The sequence below is a fragment of the Neorhizobium alkalisoli genome, from assembly GCF_007829835.1.
In the GTDB taxonomy this organism is placed as follows: domain Bacteria; phylum Pseudomonadota; class Alphaproteobacteria; order Rhizobiales; family Rhizobiaceae; genus Neorhizobium.
On record NZ_VIWP01000024.1, the window covers coordinates 1 to 17050 of the forward strand.

21 protein-coding genes, 4 tRNA genes and 1 pseudogene are annotated in these 17050 nt (G+C 59.4%); 1 reads left to right on the forward strand and 25 read right to left on the reverse strand.

The window, feature by feature from the left end:
* Positions 1 to 96: 96 nt before the first annotated feature.
* The 23 genes and pseudogenes from FHW37_RS32975 to FHW37_RS33080 all read right to left on the reverse strand — a co-directional run bounded on the left by FHW37_RS32975 (position 97) and on the right by FHW37_RS33080 (position 14063).
* A complete protein-coding gene (locus tag FHW37_RS32975; protein WP_145643795.1) occupies positions 97 to 822 on the reverse strand; it encodes a hypothetical protein in 726 nt (241 codons plus the stop codon).
* Between the two features lie 2 nt (positions 823 to 824).
* On the reverse strand, positions 825 to 4025 hold the full coding sequence (locus FHW37_RS33980; RefSeq protein WP_210249361.1) for a phage tail length tape measure family protein: 3201 nt from the start codon (positions 4023 to 4025) through the stop codon (positions 825 to 827).
* Positions 4026 to 4086: 61 nt separating this feature from the next.
* Positions 4087 to 4263 (reverse strand): annotated as a pseudogene (locus FHW37_RS32985) (phage tail assembly chaperone); the annotation flags it as partial.
* A 26-nt stretch (positions 4264 to 4289) separates the two neighbouring features.
* The gene (locus tag FHW37_RS32990; protein WP_145643797.1) at positions 4290 to 4649 is read right to left on the reverse strand and encodes a hypothetical protein; all 360 of its coding nucleotides are present in this window, start codon (positions 4647 to 4649) and stop codon (positions 4290 to 4292) included.
* A gap of 3 nt (positions 4650 to 4652) precedes the next feature.
* Positions 4653 to 5084 (reverse strand): phage tail tube protein, encoded by a 432-nt coding sequence (locus FHW37_RS32995; protein ID WP_145643798.1) that lies wholly within the window; start codon positions 5082 to 5084, stop codon positions 4653 to 4655.
* Between the two features lie 36 nt (positions 5085 to 5120).
* Complete coding sequence (locus FHW37_RS33000) at positions 5121 to 5531, reverse strand: DUF3168 domain-containing protein (protein ID WP_145643799.1); 411 nt, start codon at positions 5529 to 5531, stop codon at positions 5121 to 5123.
* Positions 5532 to 5534: 3 nt separating this feature from the next.
* Positions 5535 to 6023, reverse strand: a complete 489-nt coding sequence (locus tag FHW37_RS33005; RefSeq protein ID WP_145643800.1) for an HK97-gp10 family putative phage morphogenesis protein — start codon at positions 6021 to 6023, stop codon at positions 5535 to 5537.
* Complete coding sequence (locus FHW37_RS33010; RefSeq protein ID WP_145643801.1) at positions 6020 to 6364, reverse strand: head-tail adaptor protein; 345 nt, start codon at positions 6362 to 6364, stop codon at positions 6020 to 6022. Before FHW37_RS33010 ends, FHW37_RS33005 begins: the two co-directional genes overlap by 4 nt.
* Positions 6361 to 6504 (reverse strand): hypothetical protein, encoded by a 144-nt coding sequence (locus FHW37_RS33900; protein WP_186458531.1) that lies wholly within the window; start codon positions 6502 to 6504, stop codon positions 6361 to 6363. The genes FHW37_RS33010 and FHW37_RS33900 overlap by 4 nt, the downstream gene beginning before the upstream one ends.
* Positions 6501 to 6680 (reverse strand): hypothetical protein, encoded by a 180-nt coding sequence (locus tag FHW37_RS33015; protein WP_145643802.1) that lies wholly within the window; start codon positions 6678 to 6680, stop codon positions 6501 to 6503. The genes FHW37_RS33900 and FHW37_RS33015 overlap by 4 nt, the downstream gene beginning before the upstream one ends.
* Positions 6680 to 7036 carry a head-tail connector protein gene (locus FHW37_RS33020; protein ID WP_145643803.1) on the reverse strand — a complete coding sequence of 119 codons (357 nt, stop codon included), beginning with the start codon at positions 7034 to 7036 and terminating at the stop codon, positions 6680 to 6682. Before FHW37_RS33020 ends, FHW37_RS33015 begins: the two co-directional genes overlap by 1 nt.
* Entirely contained in the window at positions 7036 to 7374 is a 339-nt protein-coding gene (locus FHW37_RS33025) for a hypothetical protein (protein ID WP_145643804.1), read from the reverse strand. The genes FHW37_RS33020 and FHW37_RS33025 overlap by 1 nt, the downstream gene beginning before the upstream one ends.
* The gene (locus FHW37_RS33030) at positions 7352 to 7594 is read right to left on the reverse strand and encodes a hypothetical protein (RefSeq protein ID WP_145643805.1); all 243 of its coding nucleotides are present in this window, start codon (positions 7592 to 7594) and stop codon (positions 7352 to 7354) included. Before FHW37_RS33030 ends, FHW37_RS33025 begins: the two co-directional genes overlap by 23 nt.
* A gap of 44 nt (positions 7595 to 7638) precedes the next feature.
* Positions 7639 to 8841 (reverse strand): phage major capsid protein, encoded by a 1203-nt coding sequence (locus FHW37_RS33035; RefSeq protein ID WP_145643806.1) that lies wholly within the window; start codon positions 8839 to 8841, stop codon positions 7639 to 7641.
* 10 nt (positions 8842 to 8851) lie between these two features.
* On the reverse strand, positions 8852 to 9973 hold the full coding sequence (locus FHW37_RS33040; protein WP_145643807.1) for a S49 family peptidase: 1122 nt from the start codon (positions 9971 to 9973) through the stop codon (positions 8852 to 8854).
* Positions 9974 to 9982: 9 nt separating this feature from the next.
* Positions 9983 to 11209, reverse strand: a complete 1227-nt coding sequence (locus FHW37_RS33045) for a phage portal protein (protein WP_145643808.1) — start codon at positions 11207 to 11209, stop codon at positions 9983 to 9985.
* A gap of 16 nt (positions 11210 to 11225) precedes the next feature.
* Entirely contained in the window at positions 11226 to 12815 is a 1590-nt protein-coding gene (locus FHW37_RS33050; RefSeq protein WP_145643809.1) for a terminase large subunit, read from the reverse strand.
* A 7-nt stretch (positions 12816 to 12822) separates the two neighbouring features.
* The gene (locus FHW37_RS33055; protein ID WP_145643810.1) at positions 12823 to 13287 is read right to left on the reverse strand and encodes a terminase small subunit; all 465 of its coding nucleotides are present in this window, start codon (positions 13285 to 13287) and stop codon (positions 12823 to 12825) included.
* Between the two features lie 163 nt (positions 13288 to 13450).
* Positions 13451 to 13786 carry an HNH endonuclease gene (locus tag FHW37_RS34580; RefSeq protein ID WP_145643812.1) on the reverse strand — a complete coding sequence of 112 codons (336 nt, stop codon included), beginning with the start codon at positions 13784 to 13786 and terminating at the stop codon, positions 13451 to 13453.
* Positions 13738 to 13814 (reverse strand) — tRNA-Met (locus FHW37_RS33065). Before FHW37_RS33065 ends, FHW37_RS34580 begins: the two co-directional genes overlap by 49 nt.
* 5 nt (positions 13815 to 13819) lie before the next feature.
* Positions 13820 to 13896, reverse strand: a tRNA-Pro gene (locus FHW37_RS33070).
* 7 nt (positions 13897 to 13903) lie between these two features.
* Positions 13904 to 13979 (reverse strand) — tRNA-Thr (locus FHW37_RS33075).
* Positions 13980 to 13988: 9 nt separating this feature from the next.
* Positions 13989 to 14063: transfer RNA gene (locus FHW37_RS33080), tRNA-Trp, on the reverse strand.
* 101 nt (positions 14064 to 14164) lie between these two features.
* Between FHW37_RS33080 and FHW37_RS33905 the strand changes: the two genes are divergently transcribed.
* The gene (locus FHW37_RS33905) at positions 14165 to 14326 is read left to right on the forward strand and encodes a hypothetical protein (RefSeq protein WP_186458532.1); all 162 of its coding nucleotides are present in this window, start codon (positions 14165 to 14167) and stop codon (positions 14324 to 14326) included.
* A gap of 511 nt (positions 14327 to 14837) precedes the next feature.
* Here the strand turns inward: FHW37_RS33905 and FHW37_RS33085 are convergent.
* Both FHW37_RS33085 and FHW37_RS33090 read right to left on the reverse strand, forming a co-directional pair.
* Positions 14838 to 16112 carry a hypothetical protein gene (locus FHW37_RS33085; protein ID WP_246691060.1) on the reverse strand — a complete coding sequence of 425 codons (1275 nt, stop codon included), beginning with the start codon at positions 16110 to 16112 and terminating at the stop codon, positions 14838 to 14840.
* A 217-nt stretch (positions 16113 to 16329) separates the two neighbouring features.
* Complete coding sequence (locus tag FHW37_RS33090) at positions 16330 to 16473, reverse strand: hypothetical protein (RefSeq protein ID WP_246691061.1); 144 nt, start codon at positions 16471 to 16473, stop codon at positions 16330 to 16332.
* Positions 16474 to 17050: the final 577 nt, after the last annotated feature.

The following is a 17050-nucleotide window of genomic DNA, read 5'->3' on the forward strand; positions in this document are numbered from 1 at the left end:
CAGGACCTTGACCACTACGACCAGCACAAACGATACCTAAAGGCGGGTCACTTCTCGGTGGAAACGCCGGGTCAGCTCTCAGTGGAAATCAACACATCAGAAAGCCTCGGAGAACTGAATGTTTTGCTGAATGGCGTAGAACGCCTCAGAAATCGACGGCAGTGTGAATCCCGTCTTGAACTTGGCCGCGAAACGAGGTCGAACAAATTCGACACGCGTCCCGACGGGCGTTGCTTCTCGTAGTGGCGGCGCGATAGCCAGCGTGTAGACGGGGTTGGTTTCGCTTGTGACGTCTAGGACATCCCAATAGCGATATGCCCGCCAGCCCTTCGAGACCGGATGGTAGATTGAGAACCAGTCAGACCACCGAAGTGCTCTCGTCAGCCCATAAACCCGCACCCTTATGATGCCGGCATTCAGGTTCGCAGCCTCAACAATCTCACCCCAGGCGCTGGATTGGCTGTATCCCGACCCATCCGAAAAGCTCGAACCATCCGAATGCGGGATGTCTTGGAGGAAAATAGAGGAGCGATTTTTAGGAAACGGCCCCCACCAATCAGTTATGATGGGAACGTTGATGAAGCGGAAGCCGCCGTTCAAACGCGCTCCAAGCCAGTTGACGTACTCAAAGTGCTCCGGCTCCTGGATCTTGCACTCTTCGTACGTGCAAGTCAGCGCCCCCCCCCCACTCATCTCGATCTCGATACTTTCACCGAGACCATTTCTCCCACCATCCTGCGAGGAGCCCATTACGTCGACTGGTGTACGTAGAGGCCCCAGAAAATCGGCTGCCAAGGTTGGCAAGTTCAGACACGTTGCCATCTTCAGCCCTTCATTGAAGTGAACTTCTGCTGGATTGAGCCAAATCCGGATCGCTGCTGCGACTGGTTGTACTGGCCGAGACCTTCGTTGACGCCCTGCCTGACGATCGCACGCACATGGTCGTCGCCATTCGCACCATCGATCCTGACCACGAGTACGCCAGGCTGGCGGTTGTCGTTTGCGGATCCGCGCCGGCTGGACAGCGCTGGCGCAACTGGTGCGCTAATGGTGCCAACGACACCGCCCCGCGCCATGTGTCCGAGCGTGCCGTTGTTGATGGCATGCAGTAGGGCGCGGTGCTTCTTGGACTGTTTGGCGTTAATCACGAACTCTTCGTTCGAGAGCATCGTCGGGATGCTGTCGGAAGTGCCGGTACCTGGTCCGTAGACCGGGCCGCCGTCCGCAAACAGGCCAACCATTGGCGTGTATTTCGCGATCTGAGCAGAGGTGAGTCCGCCTCCGAAGATGCTACCGAGCCATCCTAATCCACCACCTCCTGACGGCGCGGATGGTGCAGCCGGGAAGAAGCTCGAAGATAGCCTTGACCCAAGCTGACCAAGGCTAGAAGCAGAGCTCGTCGCACTTTTCGCGACGTCGCCGAGCGCTCCAGCCGCCTCAGTTGCTCGCTTCACCTGAAGCTCAGTGGCGTTTACCCAAGAGGTGCCCACCGCATCGCTTGAGTTGCCGGAAAGCATCTGCAGTTGGAGCGAGCCATTTTGCATGCGGGTCGAGCCGGTTGCGAGGCCGACATGGCCGCCTGCCTGATCAGCCGCGAGGCCTCTTGTTTTTAGGAGGACATCACCCTTCAGAACCTGAGAAGGATCTATCTTCGATCCCCAGTTCTGGAACGAGTTAGCAGTCAGCGAGCCGCTGCCTTTGATGCCGACCTGAGCGAGAGACGAATTGACGAACGCTGCACACCATGCGGTCTGAGCGGCATTAATATCGACGCCGCCCGCCTTGAGGAACGAATTGATCTGGCTGGTGCTGGTGTTTTCGTTGGCGCCGAGCAACTTGCCGGCAACATCAACTGCTCCACCGCCTTTGCTGGCCCCAAAGACATTTGCCAGAACACCGCCAGCGGCCCCTACCCCACCACCGCCGGCTGATCCACCAGAGGGTGTGCCGAGGATGCTGTTAATGAGCTGATCGAAAATCTTATCCCAGAGCTTCGACGCCGAGTTCAGCAGCGCATTCTGGATCGACTCACCCAGTGCCTTGCCGATATCGCCGCCGTTGTTGATTAGCGCTGACTTGAAATCGCCAAAGAATGAGCGGAGTCCCTCGCGGTTTTCCTCAAGTTTCAGCGACTGCCGGATCTGCCCAGCCTGTTCGCTGTTGAGATCCTCTGGCAAACCATACTGACGAAGAGTCGTAACAACCTGTTGGTCTTGCTGCGGCAGGCTATTGAAACGCATCTGAGACGCGAGATCCTGCGCGAGCTTGGTTTTAGCGAGCTGCTCAGAATACTGCCTGTAGAGCTCGATTTTCTGCTCGATTTCCTTGCGCTGCGATGGACTAAGCGACCGGCCTTTGTCTTCGGACGACTGCAGGAGATCAAGCGCGAAACGCGCTGTATCGGCCTCGATGCCAAATTTACCGAGAAGCTCGATCTCCTGACGCATCTGGCCGATCCGATCGTCGGCCGATTTTTTCAGGTCACGATATGCATTCGCGGCGCGCTCTGCGGCAGTCTCAGCCTTCTTCGTCTCAGCGTCAGACTTGTCGCCAAGGGTAACAGGCTTCTGACCTGGAAGCGGCACGGCGGTTCGATTGCCGTCCGAATTGATGACTGTCGGGTTTTGATCGTCGATCCGCTTGCGTGCGGCGTCATATTGCGCAACGGCCGCCGCTCTATCTTCCGACCCTACCGCATTCGACATTGCCTTTTGAAACGCAGCACCGGCTTGCTCAGCGTCCGACAGCGCAGGCTTTGCGATGTCGGCGAGTTCGGCAAGTGCCTTGCTGAACGCGGCCACCTGTTTCGCTTGTGCAGCCGCCGCGGCGCCCACCCCCTCGACGGTGCTAATTAATGGCTGAAGTGCGCGTTGAGCTTCGACCCCGGTCTTGGCTGTCTCGCGCAGCTCGGACAGAATTTTGCGGATGTTCGCGGGCGTGCCAGATTGATTTTCGATCTCAATCAGCTTCTCGACAAACGCCTGTAGGTCAGGCTTGCCAGACTTAATGCCGGCGTCGAGCATCTTAACAGCGTTGACGACTTCACTGATCGTGAACGTGGCACCGCCAAAATCGCGCGGATCTAGCTTCAGGCCTTCCCGAAGATCTTTTGCAACACCGAGGACGGCCTTCCGATATTCCTCGATCTTGTCGACAGTGTCCTGCCTGACAATCTTCGGGCTTTCGCGTGCATAGTCATTGAGGCCTTCAGCGGCTTCTCCGTATGCCCCCTTGATGCGCGCGATGAGTGCAGCATGGTCCTTGAGAACATTGCCGGCATCGGTGGCATCACTTGTCAGTCCGCCGAAATACTGGATTGCTGCGGCGCCCGCTGCCACCACGCCGATGGTTACCAGTGATACCGGCGACACCACAGACATGAACGCAGCAGCGAGACCCTTAACAGGGTTTTGCATCTCATTGAGAACCGCAGAGAGCTGCGTGCCTTGTTGCAGGGCGATCTGCAGCGGGGACATGCCCATTGCTGCGGTGACCCCAATATCCTGGAACTGAGCTGCGATGTTGGCTGTATAGCCGTTACCGCCGTTTGCGCTTTGCCGAGTGGCAGGGGTCTGCGCTAGGGCAGCATTACGTCCCTTGATCGCGGCCGTCGACGCGAGCGCGGCCTGGCGCTCTTTCGCAATCGCCTTCGCCATCTCGTCGGACGAGATAGCTCCGAGCGCATGGGCGCGGCGGATGTCGGAAACCGCCGACTTGTAGTTGTTGATGGTGTTGAACAGCGGCGAGTAGCGAGCACGAAGACGCTCGAGCTCTTTGCCCTGATCAGCAAGGGCGCCAGTCCACTCTTTCGCGGCGCTGGTGCCGATCCCGACCATGCCATTGATGCGGCTCTGCAGCGACGTTGTCAGCGAATTGTCGATCGACTTGCCGACGCCGTCGAATTGATTTTTGACCGTACCAGCGAGAGTGCCGAGATCCTGCTCGATACGCTTGATGCTACGACGGAGCGTAGCCTGGTCGGTCGAAATACTGATGATCAGGTCATCAGTCATATTGTCAGACATGCGCGGCGCATCCTAGAAAAGGAAAAGCCCGCGTGATGGCGGGCTTTATATCCGGCGGCTGCTAGCCATATTTGGCCAAAAGCTCCGCCATTTCGTCAGCTTTTGGTGCGCTGGTTTCTTCCTCGGCGCCCTGAGCTTCGTTGCGGCCCTTGATGGCCTCGAAGAATTCAGTCATCGTTGCGGCCCAGAAGTCGGCGGGCCTCCATGAGAGGCCGCCGATCCCGATACGCATCCATTGGCGCCATGGAAATGGGTCTTCCCGGCTTAGGCCGCCTTGTCGGCGGCTTCCACGTTTCCCGGATCTTCTCCATCAAAGTGATGGGCAAGAACCGCGAGAAACGCCACCCGGCAGTCGCCGAAGTGCTTCAGCTTGAGCTTCGTGATCGCTTCAAGTGGTTTGCCTTTGACGGTTAGCAGCTCAATACCGGCAACGGTAGCAGCCGCCTCCACGTCAGAAAGGCGCAGAAACAGATCATTCAGCGACTTGCACTGCAGCCTGGTAGACACGGCGGATAGCCGGCCCATCTCGGCCGCCAGCACGAGGGGTACATCGTCGACCCAAAGCGCTACTTCGCCGCGGGCCTCGTTCACATCCAGCGGAAAAGGCTTCTCCTCTATAGCCATGGATTATGCCTCCGCCGTGAATTCGAGAACGTCAGCAGCAACGAACGTGGCGCTGAACTCCATGTTGGGCTCGACGTCACCGGAGAACGAATAATCGGTCACCATCCAAGCGCCCTCATAGGTGCCGTCACCGGGGACGATGACCTGAGCATTGAACTGTTCGCTCGCGCGGACATGATCCATGAAAACCTTGGATGCCGCGCTCGATACGAAGTTTCCGGATCCGGTGAATGTGCGGTTCGAGATGCCTGGTCGACTTGTTTTTTGAACCGGGCCGCCGGGATTGGTGCAGCTTGGAATGGTCGTGTCGATCTCGGTCGCCGACATGTTAAAGCTGCGCGTCTTGAGGCCGCAGAGATTAGTGAATACTTCTGGGTCCGCACCATCGCCGATTTTTATCAGCAAGGTACGGCCGAGCTGCTGTCCAGCTGCCATATTGGTCTCCGATGTGGTGGTGGTTGGTAGCCGGGCCTAAGCCAGCGGCTTCTCTGTCTGGGCGACGAACTCAATGACCGCGTGTGAGGTCAGACCGTCGGCGTCGCGGAATATCCGCGTTCGTTGATGCAAGATCGAAATCAGGCGATTAGTGGCGAGCGTAATTGGCGCGAGATGAAGGGCTTCGGCGACCGCGTCCGCGATCTGCTTCACCTCTGGAAATCCAACCGCTTGCGACCATGCGTGCAGCGTCAGAAACACCTGCGAGCCAGAGATGCAGAGAGCGTCCGCTCGAAGCGTTTGCGCCTCGCCGATCGTCACATATGGGTAGCTGACGGGTGTCGGCGGCTGATCATAAATGCGCTTGTTTATGAGCGCCGTGAGAGGCACATCAGAGCGAAGGCGGACGTTGATTGCGCCTTGCAATTCGAGTTCAGCGGATGCCATGGGCTACCCCTTGCGGGCTTCACGCACCGCTTTGTTGACTGCCGCGAGGATCATTTTGCGGATTTTCGGCTTCATCGCCCGATAGATCGGGAAGATATGTGGCTGCGCCTGTGTGCCGGGATGCATCTTGGCCTGAGAGAGGACCGCCTGCTTTTTGCCCGCGACCGTTCCACCGCCCTTCGTTGTGAAGTGCGGGGCAGTGCCGTATTCCAAGAAACGCCAGATGAATTTCGCAAACAGGCCGGTGGCCGTGACGTCCTTGGTCGAGCGCGTACCGACTTGCTCTTGTGCTGGTCGGCTCGTCAGCAAATCGCCGTCGATGCTCTCCATGTAGTCGAGTGTGGCGCCGGTCGGGGCTCGGCTACGAACCTCTTCGGCCAACTGATGGGCGGCTTTAAGCTTTGCATCGGCCGCGTACTTCTCGACATTAGGAGCGAGTTGGTTCAGCCGACGCATCAAGGCCTCGCGGCCCTGTAATTGCGCTGACATCATGCCGCTTCACCCTGCGTTGCCAAGATATCGATCGTTCGGTTCTTCTGATCCATGTCGGCAACCGAGGTGATGTTGAAGATCCGGCGCGGATCGCGCTTGTCGACAATGCGCCATGCCGTGCCGACTTCCCTTGCCGCTGTGCAGCTCGGGATGCGGACGACATATGGCTGGGTGCCGGTCAGACGAGCCGCAATGACGGGCTCGCTGCCCTTCATCGGGATGAGCTCGGCAGTGGTCTCGAACACCGTCTCGAAATCGCCGGCCTGTTCGTTGCCGTACCCGTCATCGACCGTCGCGCGGCGCTGCATCAGCAGTACCTGCCGGCGTTTGCCAGCGGTCATGCGCGCGCCTCTTGCCAGCCCCAAACAGACCAAGCGAATTTGACCGCCGATGGCCAGTCATAACCGAGATCCGCGCCCAGGCGGACGTCGTAGACAAACTGATAGGCTGCGCGAAGCTCGCGCAGTGCTCTGGAGATCATTTCGGCCTCGTGGGTGTAGGAACCTTGAGCGCCACGCCCTTGGCGACGGCATCAGAAGCGCAATCGCGCGTGACGGAGTAGCGACCGTCCTTGAATGGGCCGCCGTCAGGCTTGTAGGCGATGCTTGTGCCTGGCGTGGCGTGCCAGACGTGACGACGCGTAAAGCGTACCCACATCAGCAGCGATCCTCCGTTAGCGTTCGCCAGATCCGGTACGGCGCAAGAAGCGCACGCACTGCGCGTGGCAGGACGGCGTCGCCGGTCAGCTTCGGATCCGCCTCGCGAACCTCGTAGAGGTCCCCTGCAACTAGCAGGATGGCGGCGATGATGGGCTTCGTGATCTTGATGGCGTTGGGATCGTAGTCCTCCTCGCCTTCGGCGGGCAGCGTGGCGCTGGCTTCGACGACGATGCGGTCGAGATACTCAACGACGATACCTTCAGCGGCGGCGCCATAGAGTTCGATCTCGGCATCTTCATCGGAATGCAGCACGCGCAGGTGCGCCTTCAGTGTGTCGAGATCGATGAGTGCCATTACGCCACCACTGCCGCGGTCGCCGCGCTGGTAACGGAGACACTGCCCTTGTCATTGGTCGCAGTCACGCGAACCGTGATGGTCTTGCCGATGTCGCCCGTAATGGGAACATAAGTGGCCGCTGTTGCGCCAACGATTGCTGTGCCGCCTGCGAACCACTGCCGGGCATAGGTCGGCGAGCCAGACCAAGTGCCGGTGGAGGACGTCAGCGTCTGGCCAACTTTCGCCGTGCCGGTGATGGCTGGGGCCGCAGAACCTACCGGCGACCCGATACCGTTCACAATGCCGGCGCCGATATAGCTGGCCGTGCGGCGCTTACGAACCTTCGTTGCCAGCATCGGCTTTAGCCTTTCGCTTCGGCCGCTCGGATGCGATGACCGGCGGGTCGACGTCTTCGACGACGGGTGCCTCTGCTTCACCGACGATGGTGACCAGGCCATGGGCTTCAAGCAGCTTCGCTTCACCGGCCTCGACCGTGAATGGGTCGCTCTTTTTCGTCTTCAGGTCTTTGCCGACCGCAAAGGTGCGGATGGCTTTGACCTCGAGATAATCAGTCATGGGATCTCCTTGCGAGAACGGGGAGCAGAAGCTCCCCGAACCAGTTAGGCGCCTTCGACGTCGCCGGTGACGAAGGACTCTGGACGGAACACGGCGAACGCGAGGCGCTCTTCAGCGCGGATCGTGAACATGTTCTTCTCGAAGTCGTCGACGTTCTCGCTGGAAAGCAGAACCTCGATCTCCATGCGGTCGAAGATCTGCGCGGCGAAGGAGAAAGCGCCGGTGAGGAACTCACCTGCAGCCATGGCCTGCGTCGACACGACCGGCAGGTTCCAGAGCGTCGGTGTGAGCGAGCCCTGCGGATTGCCGATGATGTAATTGCCGCCGGCATCCTTGGTCAGTTCGATCTTGGCCCAATCGATCGGGTTCAGAACGAAAGCGGTGGCCGGATATTCGGCAAGAACGACCTGCAGGACAGCGAGCCGCAGACGGTCAATGCCGGTTTCGTCGGCAGCAGCAAAGGCCGGATTGAACGCAGTCGCCTGCGGCACGAGGCCGTGGATGTTCTGGCCGGTGCCAGAGCCGTTCAGCAGCTGGTTCTCTTCGGCGAAGCGCAGACCGTAGCGAGCGCGACCGTCGATGTAGGAACGAAGCGCCGGAGCGTCGTCCAGGATCTGGCGGGAGGCCTTGAACAGGTGCGCGATCGTGCGAACCGGCGCAGACGTCATGTCGAACGTCAGATCCGAATACGGCTTCGCGGTCGTTTCGGCGACTGGAGCGGCGTTATTGGTAAATCCGGTTTCCTTGACGTACTCGATCGAGTTCGAGGTCGTCTGGCCAGGCATGACCAGATCTCGGATCGTCAACTGGCGCTCCGGAAGGCCGAAGATGCCAGGAACGCGGGCGCCCGGAACGAGCGAAGTGCCCTGCGAACGGCCAGCACCGACGGTCGTATTCGCGGACGTGATGGCGGCTCGGTCAGCCTTCACCTTGATGAGGCCCCGATACGACGAATCGAAGGAATGAGAGCCAGCCGATTCGACGACAAGATCGCCGAGCGACTTCTGCTCGTCGACGCCGTTTTCCTTCTCGCGAGCCGCCCGCTTCTCCAGGTCGCCGAGGCGGGTGGTGACGGCGCCGAGCTCGGAAAGTGCCTTGTCGGTGGCGGTTTTCAGTTCGGCCGAGACTTCGCCGTTGGCAGCGAGCTTGGAAGTGAAGTCGGTGGCGAGGTTGCCGACCTGCTCCTTGATGGAGGCAAGCGAGTTACCCAGTTCGCCGATCTTTTCGGCAAGTTGATTGTCGGCCATAGTGGCTCCCTTAGATTTTGATGAGGGGTGTGTTTGCTTCGGCTAGAAGCCGGTCTAGGGCTGCCAAAGCAGCAGCATCCGCATCGACGTCAGGAGCCCCCTGACCATCCTTGAGGTAGAGCCGAGCGGCCCGCTCTGCCTCAGAGCCCGTCAAACCCATCAGTCCCCTGATGCCGTTTTCGAACTCGCGTTTCGTGATTGGTTCGCCGGCAGCCATCTTGGCTGCGAGCATGCTGGCGGATTCGGCCCGCGCAGCGTTTGCCGACTTGATGCGGCGGATCGACGGTGGCTGCGTATCGGCACCGAAGCGCTCAAGTGTCTCATCGAGCGTGGCGATCCGGTCAACCATGCCGCGGTCAAGCAGCGCCTCGGCGTAGAACACCCTGCCCTGACCGTATCCGTCTTCGACCTTGCCGACCGTCGTGCCGCGACCTTCTGCGACCGCCGCCACAAACTTGTTGTAGGATCGATTGATGCCGTCCTGCACATGCGCGAGCGTTTCCTTGCTCAGCGGCTCGGTCTCGTTGCCTTCGACCTTGTGCTTGCCGGCGGAAATGTACGTGCGCTTGATGCCTCGCTGCTCGAGTGCAGCGGAAACGTCATCATGAGCGGTGTAGACGCCGATCGAACCAGCGCGGCCGGATGGAGTGACGACGATTTCATCCGCCGAAGACGCGACCCAGTAGGCTGCGCTCGCCGCAAGGCTGTTCACCTGCGCGATGACTGGCTTCTCGCCGCCGCGAAGCTTCCTGATCTCCGTCGCAAGCTCATCAGTGCCGGGCACCGTGCCGCCTGGGCTATCGATGTCGAGCACAACCGCCTTCACATCGTCGTTCGCAAGCGCCGAATGGAGTGCCTTTTTGATGCCGGCGTACGACGTTCCGCCGCTCATCGCCGAAAAAAGGTCCATTTTCTGCGCCAAGACGCCAAAAACCGGGATAATCGCGACTTTGCCGCTGGTTTCGGCGATTTCCTTGGCACGCGCATCGTCAATTGACGCCGCTAGCTCGGTGGAGATGAATTTCTCGCCCTCGGCGCGCGCGACTAGTACATCGGCCAAAACACCGAGTTTTTCGCGCTGGATTGCCCAAGGCTCGGCCAGAAAGGCCGAGATAAGGTGTTCGAACTTCATGATTTGTCCTTACGCAGCGCGCGCTGCAGGCGTTGTAGGCTGCGCAACCTGCTCTTCGCCGAGCTTATCGAGCGGCGTCATCGTGCCATTGACGATCGAACGATTGCCGCCGGGCGTTGGAGCTTTGTCCTCGTACCCGCGAGCCTCGTCGACGTGGTAGATGCCGGCCTGCACCATCTTGGAAAGGAACTCAGCTCGCGCCTGGCTATCGCCGCGCAGCAGCTCTTCCATGTTGAACTTGACCTTCACCGTCTTGCGGGTGCTGGCGTCCAGCAAGTCGCGGTATATGGCTGCTTCAATGCGTTTCAGCATCGGTCGCATGCATGTCTTGGTGAACTGCAGGATCAGCTGCTCAATGCCGCTGCCCCATGTCGTTGTACCGTTGGCTGCGTGACCGATCATCACTGGCGGAACGCCGAAGATGCGGCAGATCTGCTCGACGCTATACTGCCGAGCCTCCAAGAACTGCGCGTCCTTCGGGTTGATTGACATCGGATAGGGCTTAAAGCCCGCCTCCAGCACCGTCACGCCGCCAGCTTTTTCGGCTCCGGCAAACTGCGTCAGCGTGTCTGAGATCTGCTTGCGCTGGTCAGCCTTGAGGATCTGGTCCGAACTGATGATGAGCGACGACAGAAGGCCATTTTTGAACATCCGGCCAGCGACTTTCTCGCCGGAGAGAGCGTTTCCAACCGTATTGCGGACGACGCCGATCGGCGACATGCCGCGGTCACACCCAGGGAGGCGCGCCCCTCGAACGTGGAACATCTTACCCTCAGCGATACGTCGCTTCTTGCCGTCCTCGCTCACCTCGTAATATCGGGTGTTGCGGCTGTCCCGGCAAACCTCTACGCTCAGAGGGTGAAGTGGGTTCAGAGCCACCAGGCGGTCGCCGTTCATCTTCTTCTCAGCGAAGAAGTTGCCGTCCATCATGAGGCAAAGCGCTGCCATCGACCAGAACTCCGGCGCGGTGTCGTCGATATTGGGCATGTCATGCAGGATTTCGTAGAGTGGCGAGTTCTTATCGATCGTTACGCCATCTCCGCCGTAGACGATGCACGGCAGCGTGCCGGCGGCGTTCTGCACGAGGTTGACGCAAGCCCAAACGGCATCGAGCGACAGTGCGCTCTCGATCGTCACCTTCTCGCCGGAAGTCGTGCCGAGGCCAAAGAAGCCACGCCAGAACTCGCCGTCGGTTAGCTTGATGGGCTTTCCAACCCACCTTTCCCAGAGACCCATGGCAATCCTTTGCGGGTCACCATGTGACCGAAATCATGTTGTTGACGAAGTCGTCGAGGTTGCCGTCGTCCGCACCCTCGTAGGTGCCCGCCATAGCCGTCGCCATCGTCAATGAAACCGCGCCGTCGATGCGCCCCCTCGACTTCTGCTTGTCGAGCTTGCGATTGCCGGACGGGTCCTGCTTCACAGTGGCGTTCATCATGCACATGGTCAGTACCGGGTGGCCGGCGTGTGCGAGCTTCTTGTTGAGAATTATGCTCTCAAGCTCACGTAGCGCTGGCGACATGGACGCGAAGCCCTGACCGAACTGAGCGAAGATGGCGTTTTCGCCCTCGAGCTGCTCTTCAGTGAAGCCTACCTTCAGTAGCCATGGCTTGAGGAAGCGCCAGTTGTACCGGTCGAACGCAATCTTGCGGATGTCCAGCACCTGAGAGAGCTCGTAAAGGTGGAAAGCGACAAACTCATAATCGACCGTCGGACCCGGCGTCGTCTCAAGGAAGCGCTTCCCGTCCGCATCTGGCTTGTTCCAAACGTCGTACGGCACGCGGTCGGCTTTCGCCTTATCGCGCAGACTTTCACCCGGAAGCCAGAAGGTCGGTCTGACGTGCCATATCGTGCCGGCCTCCGTCTCCTTCGGCGCCATGAGCACCAGAGCCGTCAAGTCAGACACTTCGGACAGGTCGAGCCCACCAAACACCGGCAAGCCTTCAAACTCGTCGACAGTGCCATCGCATGCTCGCCAAACAGCAGGTGCAACGAATGGCGCCGATGCGTCGATACGCTGGTTAAGGAATAGCCAGCGGAAACTGGCTTCTTTCGTCGGCATGCGCATCGCCAACTGCGAGAAGTCCTCAACGTCCTTGATAGAACGGAAGACGCCAAGAGCTGGATTAGCCGCGGCCCACCCTGCCCGGTCATTGAGCTCGCACTCGACCGGCGCAGTGTAAATGTGCGAAACGATGCGGGGATCTTTCGACGTCTCTGCGTCGTCGATCCACCGGCTGAAGAGATCGTTGTCGGTCGCCGCCTGCGTCGAGATGGCGAACAGCATCGCCCGGCCCTCGTAGGCACCTTGCGACGTTTCGATCGCCTCAACGAAGTCATCCGTCGGGCCTTTAATCTGGCCAACCTCATCAAGGATAGCCAGGATCGGCGAGCCGCCGTGCGCGCTCTTCGCCTCAGCCGAGCTAGCCTGATATTCGACGTTCTTGGCGAGGCCGACGATCATCTTCGCGGAGGGAACGATGCGAGCGAGCTTGGACAGCTCCGGCGACATCATCACCATCTTGGAGGCGTAATTGAAGACTTCGGCGGCCTGCTTGCGAGACCGGGCGCCGGAAACGATGCGGCCGTTCTGGTACGCCTCCGGGCCAACAATATGAGCCAGCAGTAGGCAGGCAATCAGGCCGGTCTTGCCGTTTTTACGCGCGATGGAAAGGTAAGCGCGCGACGTGCCGACAGGGTTGTCGTAGACGGCCAGGATAAAGCGCTTCTGGAAATCCAGAAGCTTTACCGGCTTGCCAAGCAGTGTCCCTTCTGGGACGAGGCAGTAGCGCTGAATAAACGCAATCACACGCTCGCCGCGGGTCATCGGCTTTTTGACCATTCACCTGTCAGCCCGGTCGCGCCAGCAAATCGTCCTCTAGGGGATTGTCACCCTCGATATCTTTCGCAGCCTCGCGCCGCTTGGCGGCATCCCTCGCCTCGCCTTGGACGGCGCGGGCATGAAGGGCGAGTGATCGGCGGAATGACAGGATTGAACTGGCGTGCATCTGCACAATTGTTTTCCGAGGGTTGGCGACAGGCGTGCCTTTCTCGGTGTAGGCAATGCCACCCTCGTCTCGGAGCAGCTTTTGCTCTCGCACCAAGTCGGCCATCGTCCTGGCAAGCATTGCGGCGAGCTCAAGTTGATGGTCGGACCATTCCGACCGAGCGAACTCGGCAACCACGTTTCGGAAGAATGGCTCGTCTGCTTCGTCGAGAGGCACGTTGGCCGGCGGCAGGATCTCGGTGGTGGCTTTCGCCATGACGCGCACGGCTTCGGTCGCGCTGTCAATGCGCGCCTTCCTCTTCGCCATGTCGGGGATCCTCATCATGCCGCCTCGCGCGCTTGCGCACGCGGGAGGCAAAAAACTGTGTTAGCGTTATCGTTGTGGGACACCGCCGGTACGTGTTGCCGTCGGGCCACACTTTCGACCGCCCCCCTACCCGCCTTGTCGGCGCGGCATCCTCGGCGGCAGGTCAACCGATCTCGATCGGATACCCGTCGACCCCGATGACCGCGACCTTCCTGCCGCGCTCCATCAACTGCTTCGCGCTGTTGTGGTGGTGAGCGCAAAGGCTCTGCAGGTTCAGCGGATCGTGAAACAGCTCAAAGTCGCCCTTGTGAGGCTTCTTATGATCAACCACCTCGGCGGCCGTAACATCCTCGGTAATCAGGCAGAACTCGCAGAGCGGCTGGACTGCGAGCTGATGCTCGCGGAGCCGCTTCCATGCTACTGTCTGGTAGAGGTGGTGCCATGTGGACTTGGTTGCGGGGGCTGGACTTGAACCAGCGACCTCTTGGTTATGAGCCAAGCGAGCTACCATGCTGCTCTACCCCGCATGAGATGGTCTAAGTGGCAGGGTTCGAATCTGCGACCCCGTGAGCCCAAGTCACGTGCGCTACCAGTCTGCGCTACACTTAGATGGAAATGGTGCCGGCAGCAGGTTTCGAACCCACGACATCCTCGTTACAAAGGAGGCGCTCTGCCTACTGAGCTATACCGGCGAATGGAACTGGCGCAGCGCCGCCGGGATCGAACCGACCTATACGGTTTTGGAGACCGTTGCCTAACCACTCGGCCAGACGCGCATTTGCTTGTGATGAGTGGCTTCAGCACCTACATAGATGCCATGAGCGGCCGCCACGGTGCGTGGCCATTGTCTGGCCGCTTCATCTCAAGGAGACAATCCATGACAGAACGAGAAGGCGCCTCGGCGCCAGCGCCAGCCTATGAACCGAAGGTTCTAGCCAAGAAGTTCAGGATACCTGTCGAAGATGCTGTCAAAATCATCGACAAGTACGGCTCCGACCGGAAGGCAATCGATAAAGCCGCTCGCCGTATCGCAGCCTAGAAACAAAAGCGGCGGCCTCGACCCGAAGGGAGACCGCCGCAGGATCGCCCGTCGCCGAGAGGAGGCGGCGCCAGGCAATGGAGATTAGGTGCATCCAGCCACTGCTCGTCAGCAGCGCCCTCACGTTAATTCGTGACGTTAGGCATATGCTCGCCATGGTGACGGTACAAAACCCGGCACGATCGGAAGCACAGAGGACTAGGATGCTCATTATTGCCGCCATGGTCCGCGGTGCGGCTCGACATGGCAGGCGGTAGCTGACAATTTATCGGAACCACCAGCGCTCGTATGCATTCACACTCCCGTTATCAATCACGTAGGAGTATGACATGAACAGCATCATTTGGCTGGTAGGCGCCGTAGTCATCGTAGCTGCAGTCCTGAGTTTCTTCGGACTGCGTTGATAGTTACGCCCGGCTCATCGCTGGCCGAGCGTCCGTCGCAACATCGGTGCGCCCGGATGAAATTGGGATCGCGCTAGGTGCGCGACCCCTTCACCTATAAAGGGGCATCACTTGCGAGAAACTTCCCTGTCCTCGGGTTCAGCTGCGTATTCTGCCAGCTTCATAGCCTCGTCAAAGTTATCATTTGCCGCGCGCAGTAGTCTGCGTCCCGCATCAATCGCGTGCCTCCCTCTGTAACCTCGCTTTTCGCCCAACTCTCCCAGGCTCTTCGCGCCGACGGCTTCCGACAGAACCCGAACGTGCTCATCAAGCATCGCATCAAGCGCACGACTGAATGTTTCGCGGTTCTCTTTCTCGGTGGATATGTCCTGCCAGGCTTGCGATCCGCTTTGCCCGTTCTTGCCTTTTCGGCCACCGATGAACAACTGTCGCAAGTTGGTCGGACTGTACGGAAAGCCCGCCTCCCGTTTTATTACTTCCGGCAAGACCGGCGTGTTGGCGTAAGCGTCGGCCAGCATCTGGCGCCCCTTCTCCTTCGTGATGTCTACGCGCTGTTTCTTCTGAGACATCTTCGGGCGTCGAGCCGACTTGGCTTTGACCATCCACCGATAATGCGCGTTGCTGCCAGTAGCATCTAACTCGCCGCCCTTATCTCGCGACGACTTCTCGCGCTCACCCAGCATTGCTCCGACCGGCATTCGGATGTCCGCCTCAACGACCTGATCCATGACCAATTTATGGCCGCGCTCAGTCTGTTTGCCGTCGCTAAACTTGAGCCTGCCGATGCGAATTATCGTCTTGTGCTGCTTGCCGGCGTCATCAACGTACCAGCCGTATTCGACTTCATCGCTTGAAGGCAGGCCGTGAACCTCGCGTGCGGCTAAACGATCGCCGTTATCGGCAGTGGCGAGAATGTTCGGCTCCGCACGGTAGCCCATCTGCAGGTTCGTGATCTCGCGCTCAACCATATCGAGGCTCGGTTCATACTCGACGGCACGCTCGTTGCCAAAGCCATCCTCAAGCGGTTCGTTGTCGTTCGCCGGGACAAGGGTCCAATTGGTCCGGATCGGAGCCGGATCCTCTGTCGGCACACCTTCCGCGACGCCATCTGGGCGGTTGCGGAACGAGATCAACGCGCCGAGGTTTGCCAGATCCCTGTGCCGAGCCTTCTTTGTCTCGATTTTGCGGCCGAAGATCTGATGGTCGTATTTATGGGCTTTGGCACCCCATGCCGTAAGCTCAGCTCGGTGTTCCGCCGGTGTACGCTCTTTTGTGACTGCCAAGTCCGGATCGACGGTCATGGTGCGCCTCAGCAGCAGCATGCCGCCGCACATGGCAGAGCGGTAGAAGCCGGCATGCTGTGTTTCTTTGGTCAACGTCATCAGATCCCCTTCCCTTTCCAGCGCTCAAGCGCCACTTCACCCTTTTGGCTGTTCTCCAAGAAATACTCGCCATCCTTGTTCGGTCTCCACTGGAGCATCCCCCTCGACTTGAGAATCATCTCAGTGCGATCTGTCACCGCCTGGTGAACAGATGAGTTCCGTTGCTGGAGATAGACGGCTTGGACGCGAGTGAGCCGCAGATCTCTGGCCGACCACTTCAAGCCGCATCCTCCAGCTTGCGGTTGTCATTCGCTGCGATCAGCGATTCAGCGTTCACCACATGCGGACGCATCGCAGCGGCGTCGTTGAGCCGCTCGAATGCGGCGCGGGTGCCGCGCGGTAGTAGCTTGTCATGGTTCATTTCGGGTGCGGCGCCCTTTCCTGGGAATGGCCCGCCTAGGTTCTGAATCTTTCGCATTGGTCTCCTCTGGTGGTGGTGAATAGTGCGCTCCAAAATGAAGCGTTGATTAACTCGGCGTTAGCCAGTCGATGGCAGATTGCCGACGGGGACATCGCTGGAGTTTTGTTATGCGTTTTGTCGGCGTTGCCCTATTCGCCATCCCCGCTATTGCCATCTTGCTGCTTTGCTACTCAGTCTCGCGAGATCGAGTGCCTGGGCTGGATCATACCTTCACGAGCAGCATCCGCTGACGAACCCGTTTCGGCTCCAGCAGCAGAGACCCACTTGCGAACAAGAGCGACTGCCTGCCTTGCAGCATCGTCCTCGTTGAGGGCTGAGACTACCTCGATGTGATGACCGAGCTTTGCCAGGGCCGCATGGCGCGCAACCTGTGACGCAGACAATCGGCCTTTGCCGACCTTGTTCTCAATCATCCGGAGCTGTGCATAGCGGCAATCTAGGTAAGATTCAGCGTCAATCAGGATGAGACTCGCGCCGGGGTGTGACGGAGTGAGGGCGTAGCCCGATCGTAGTCATA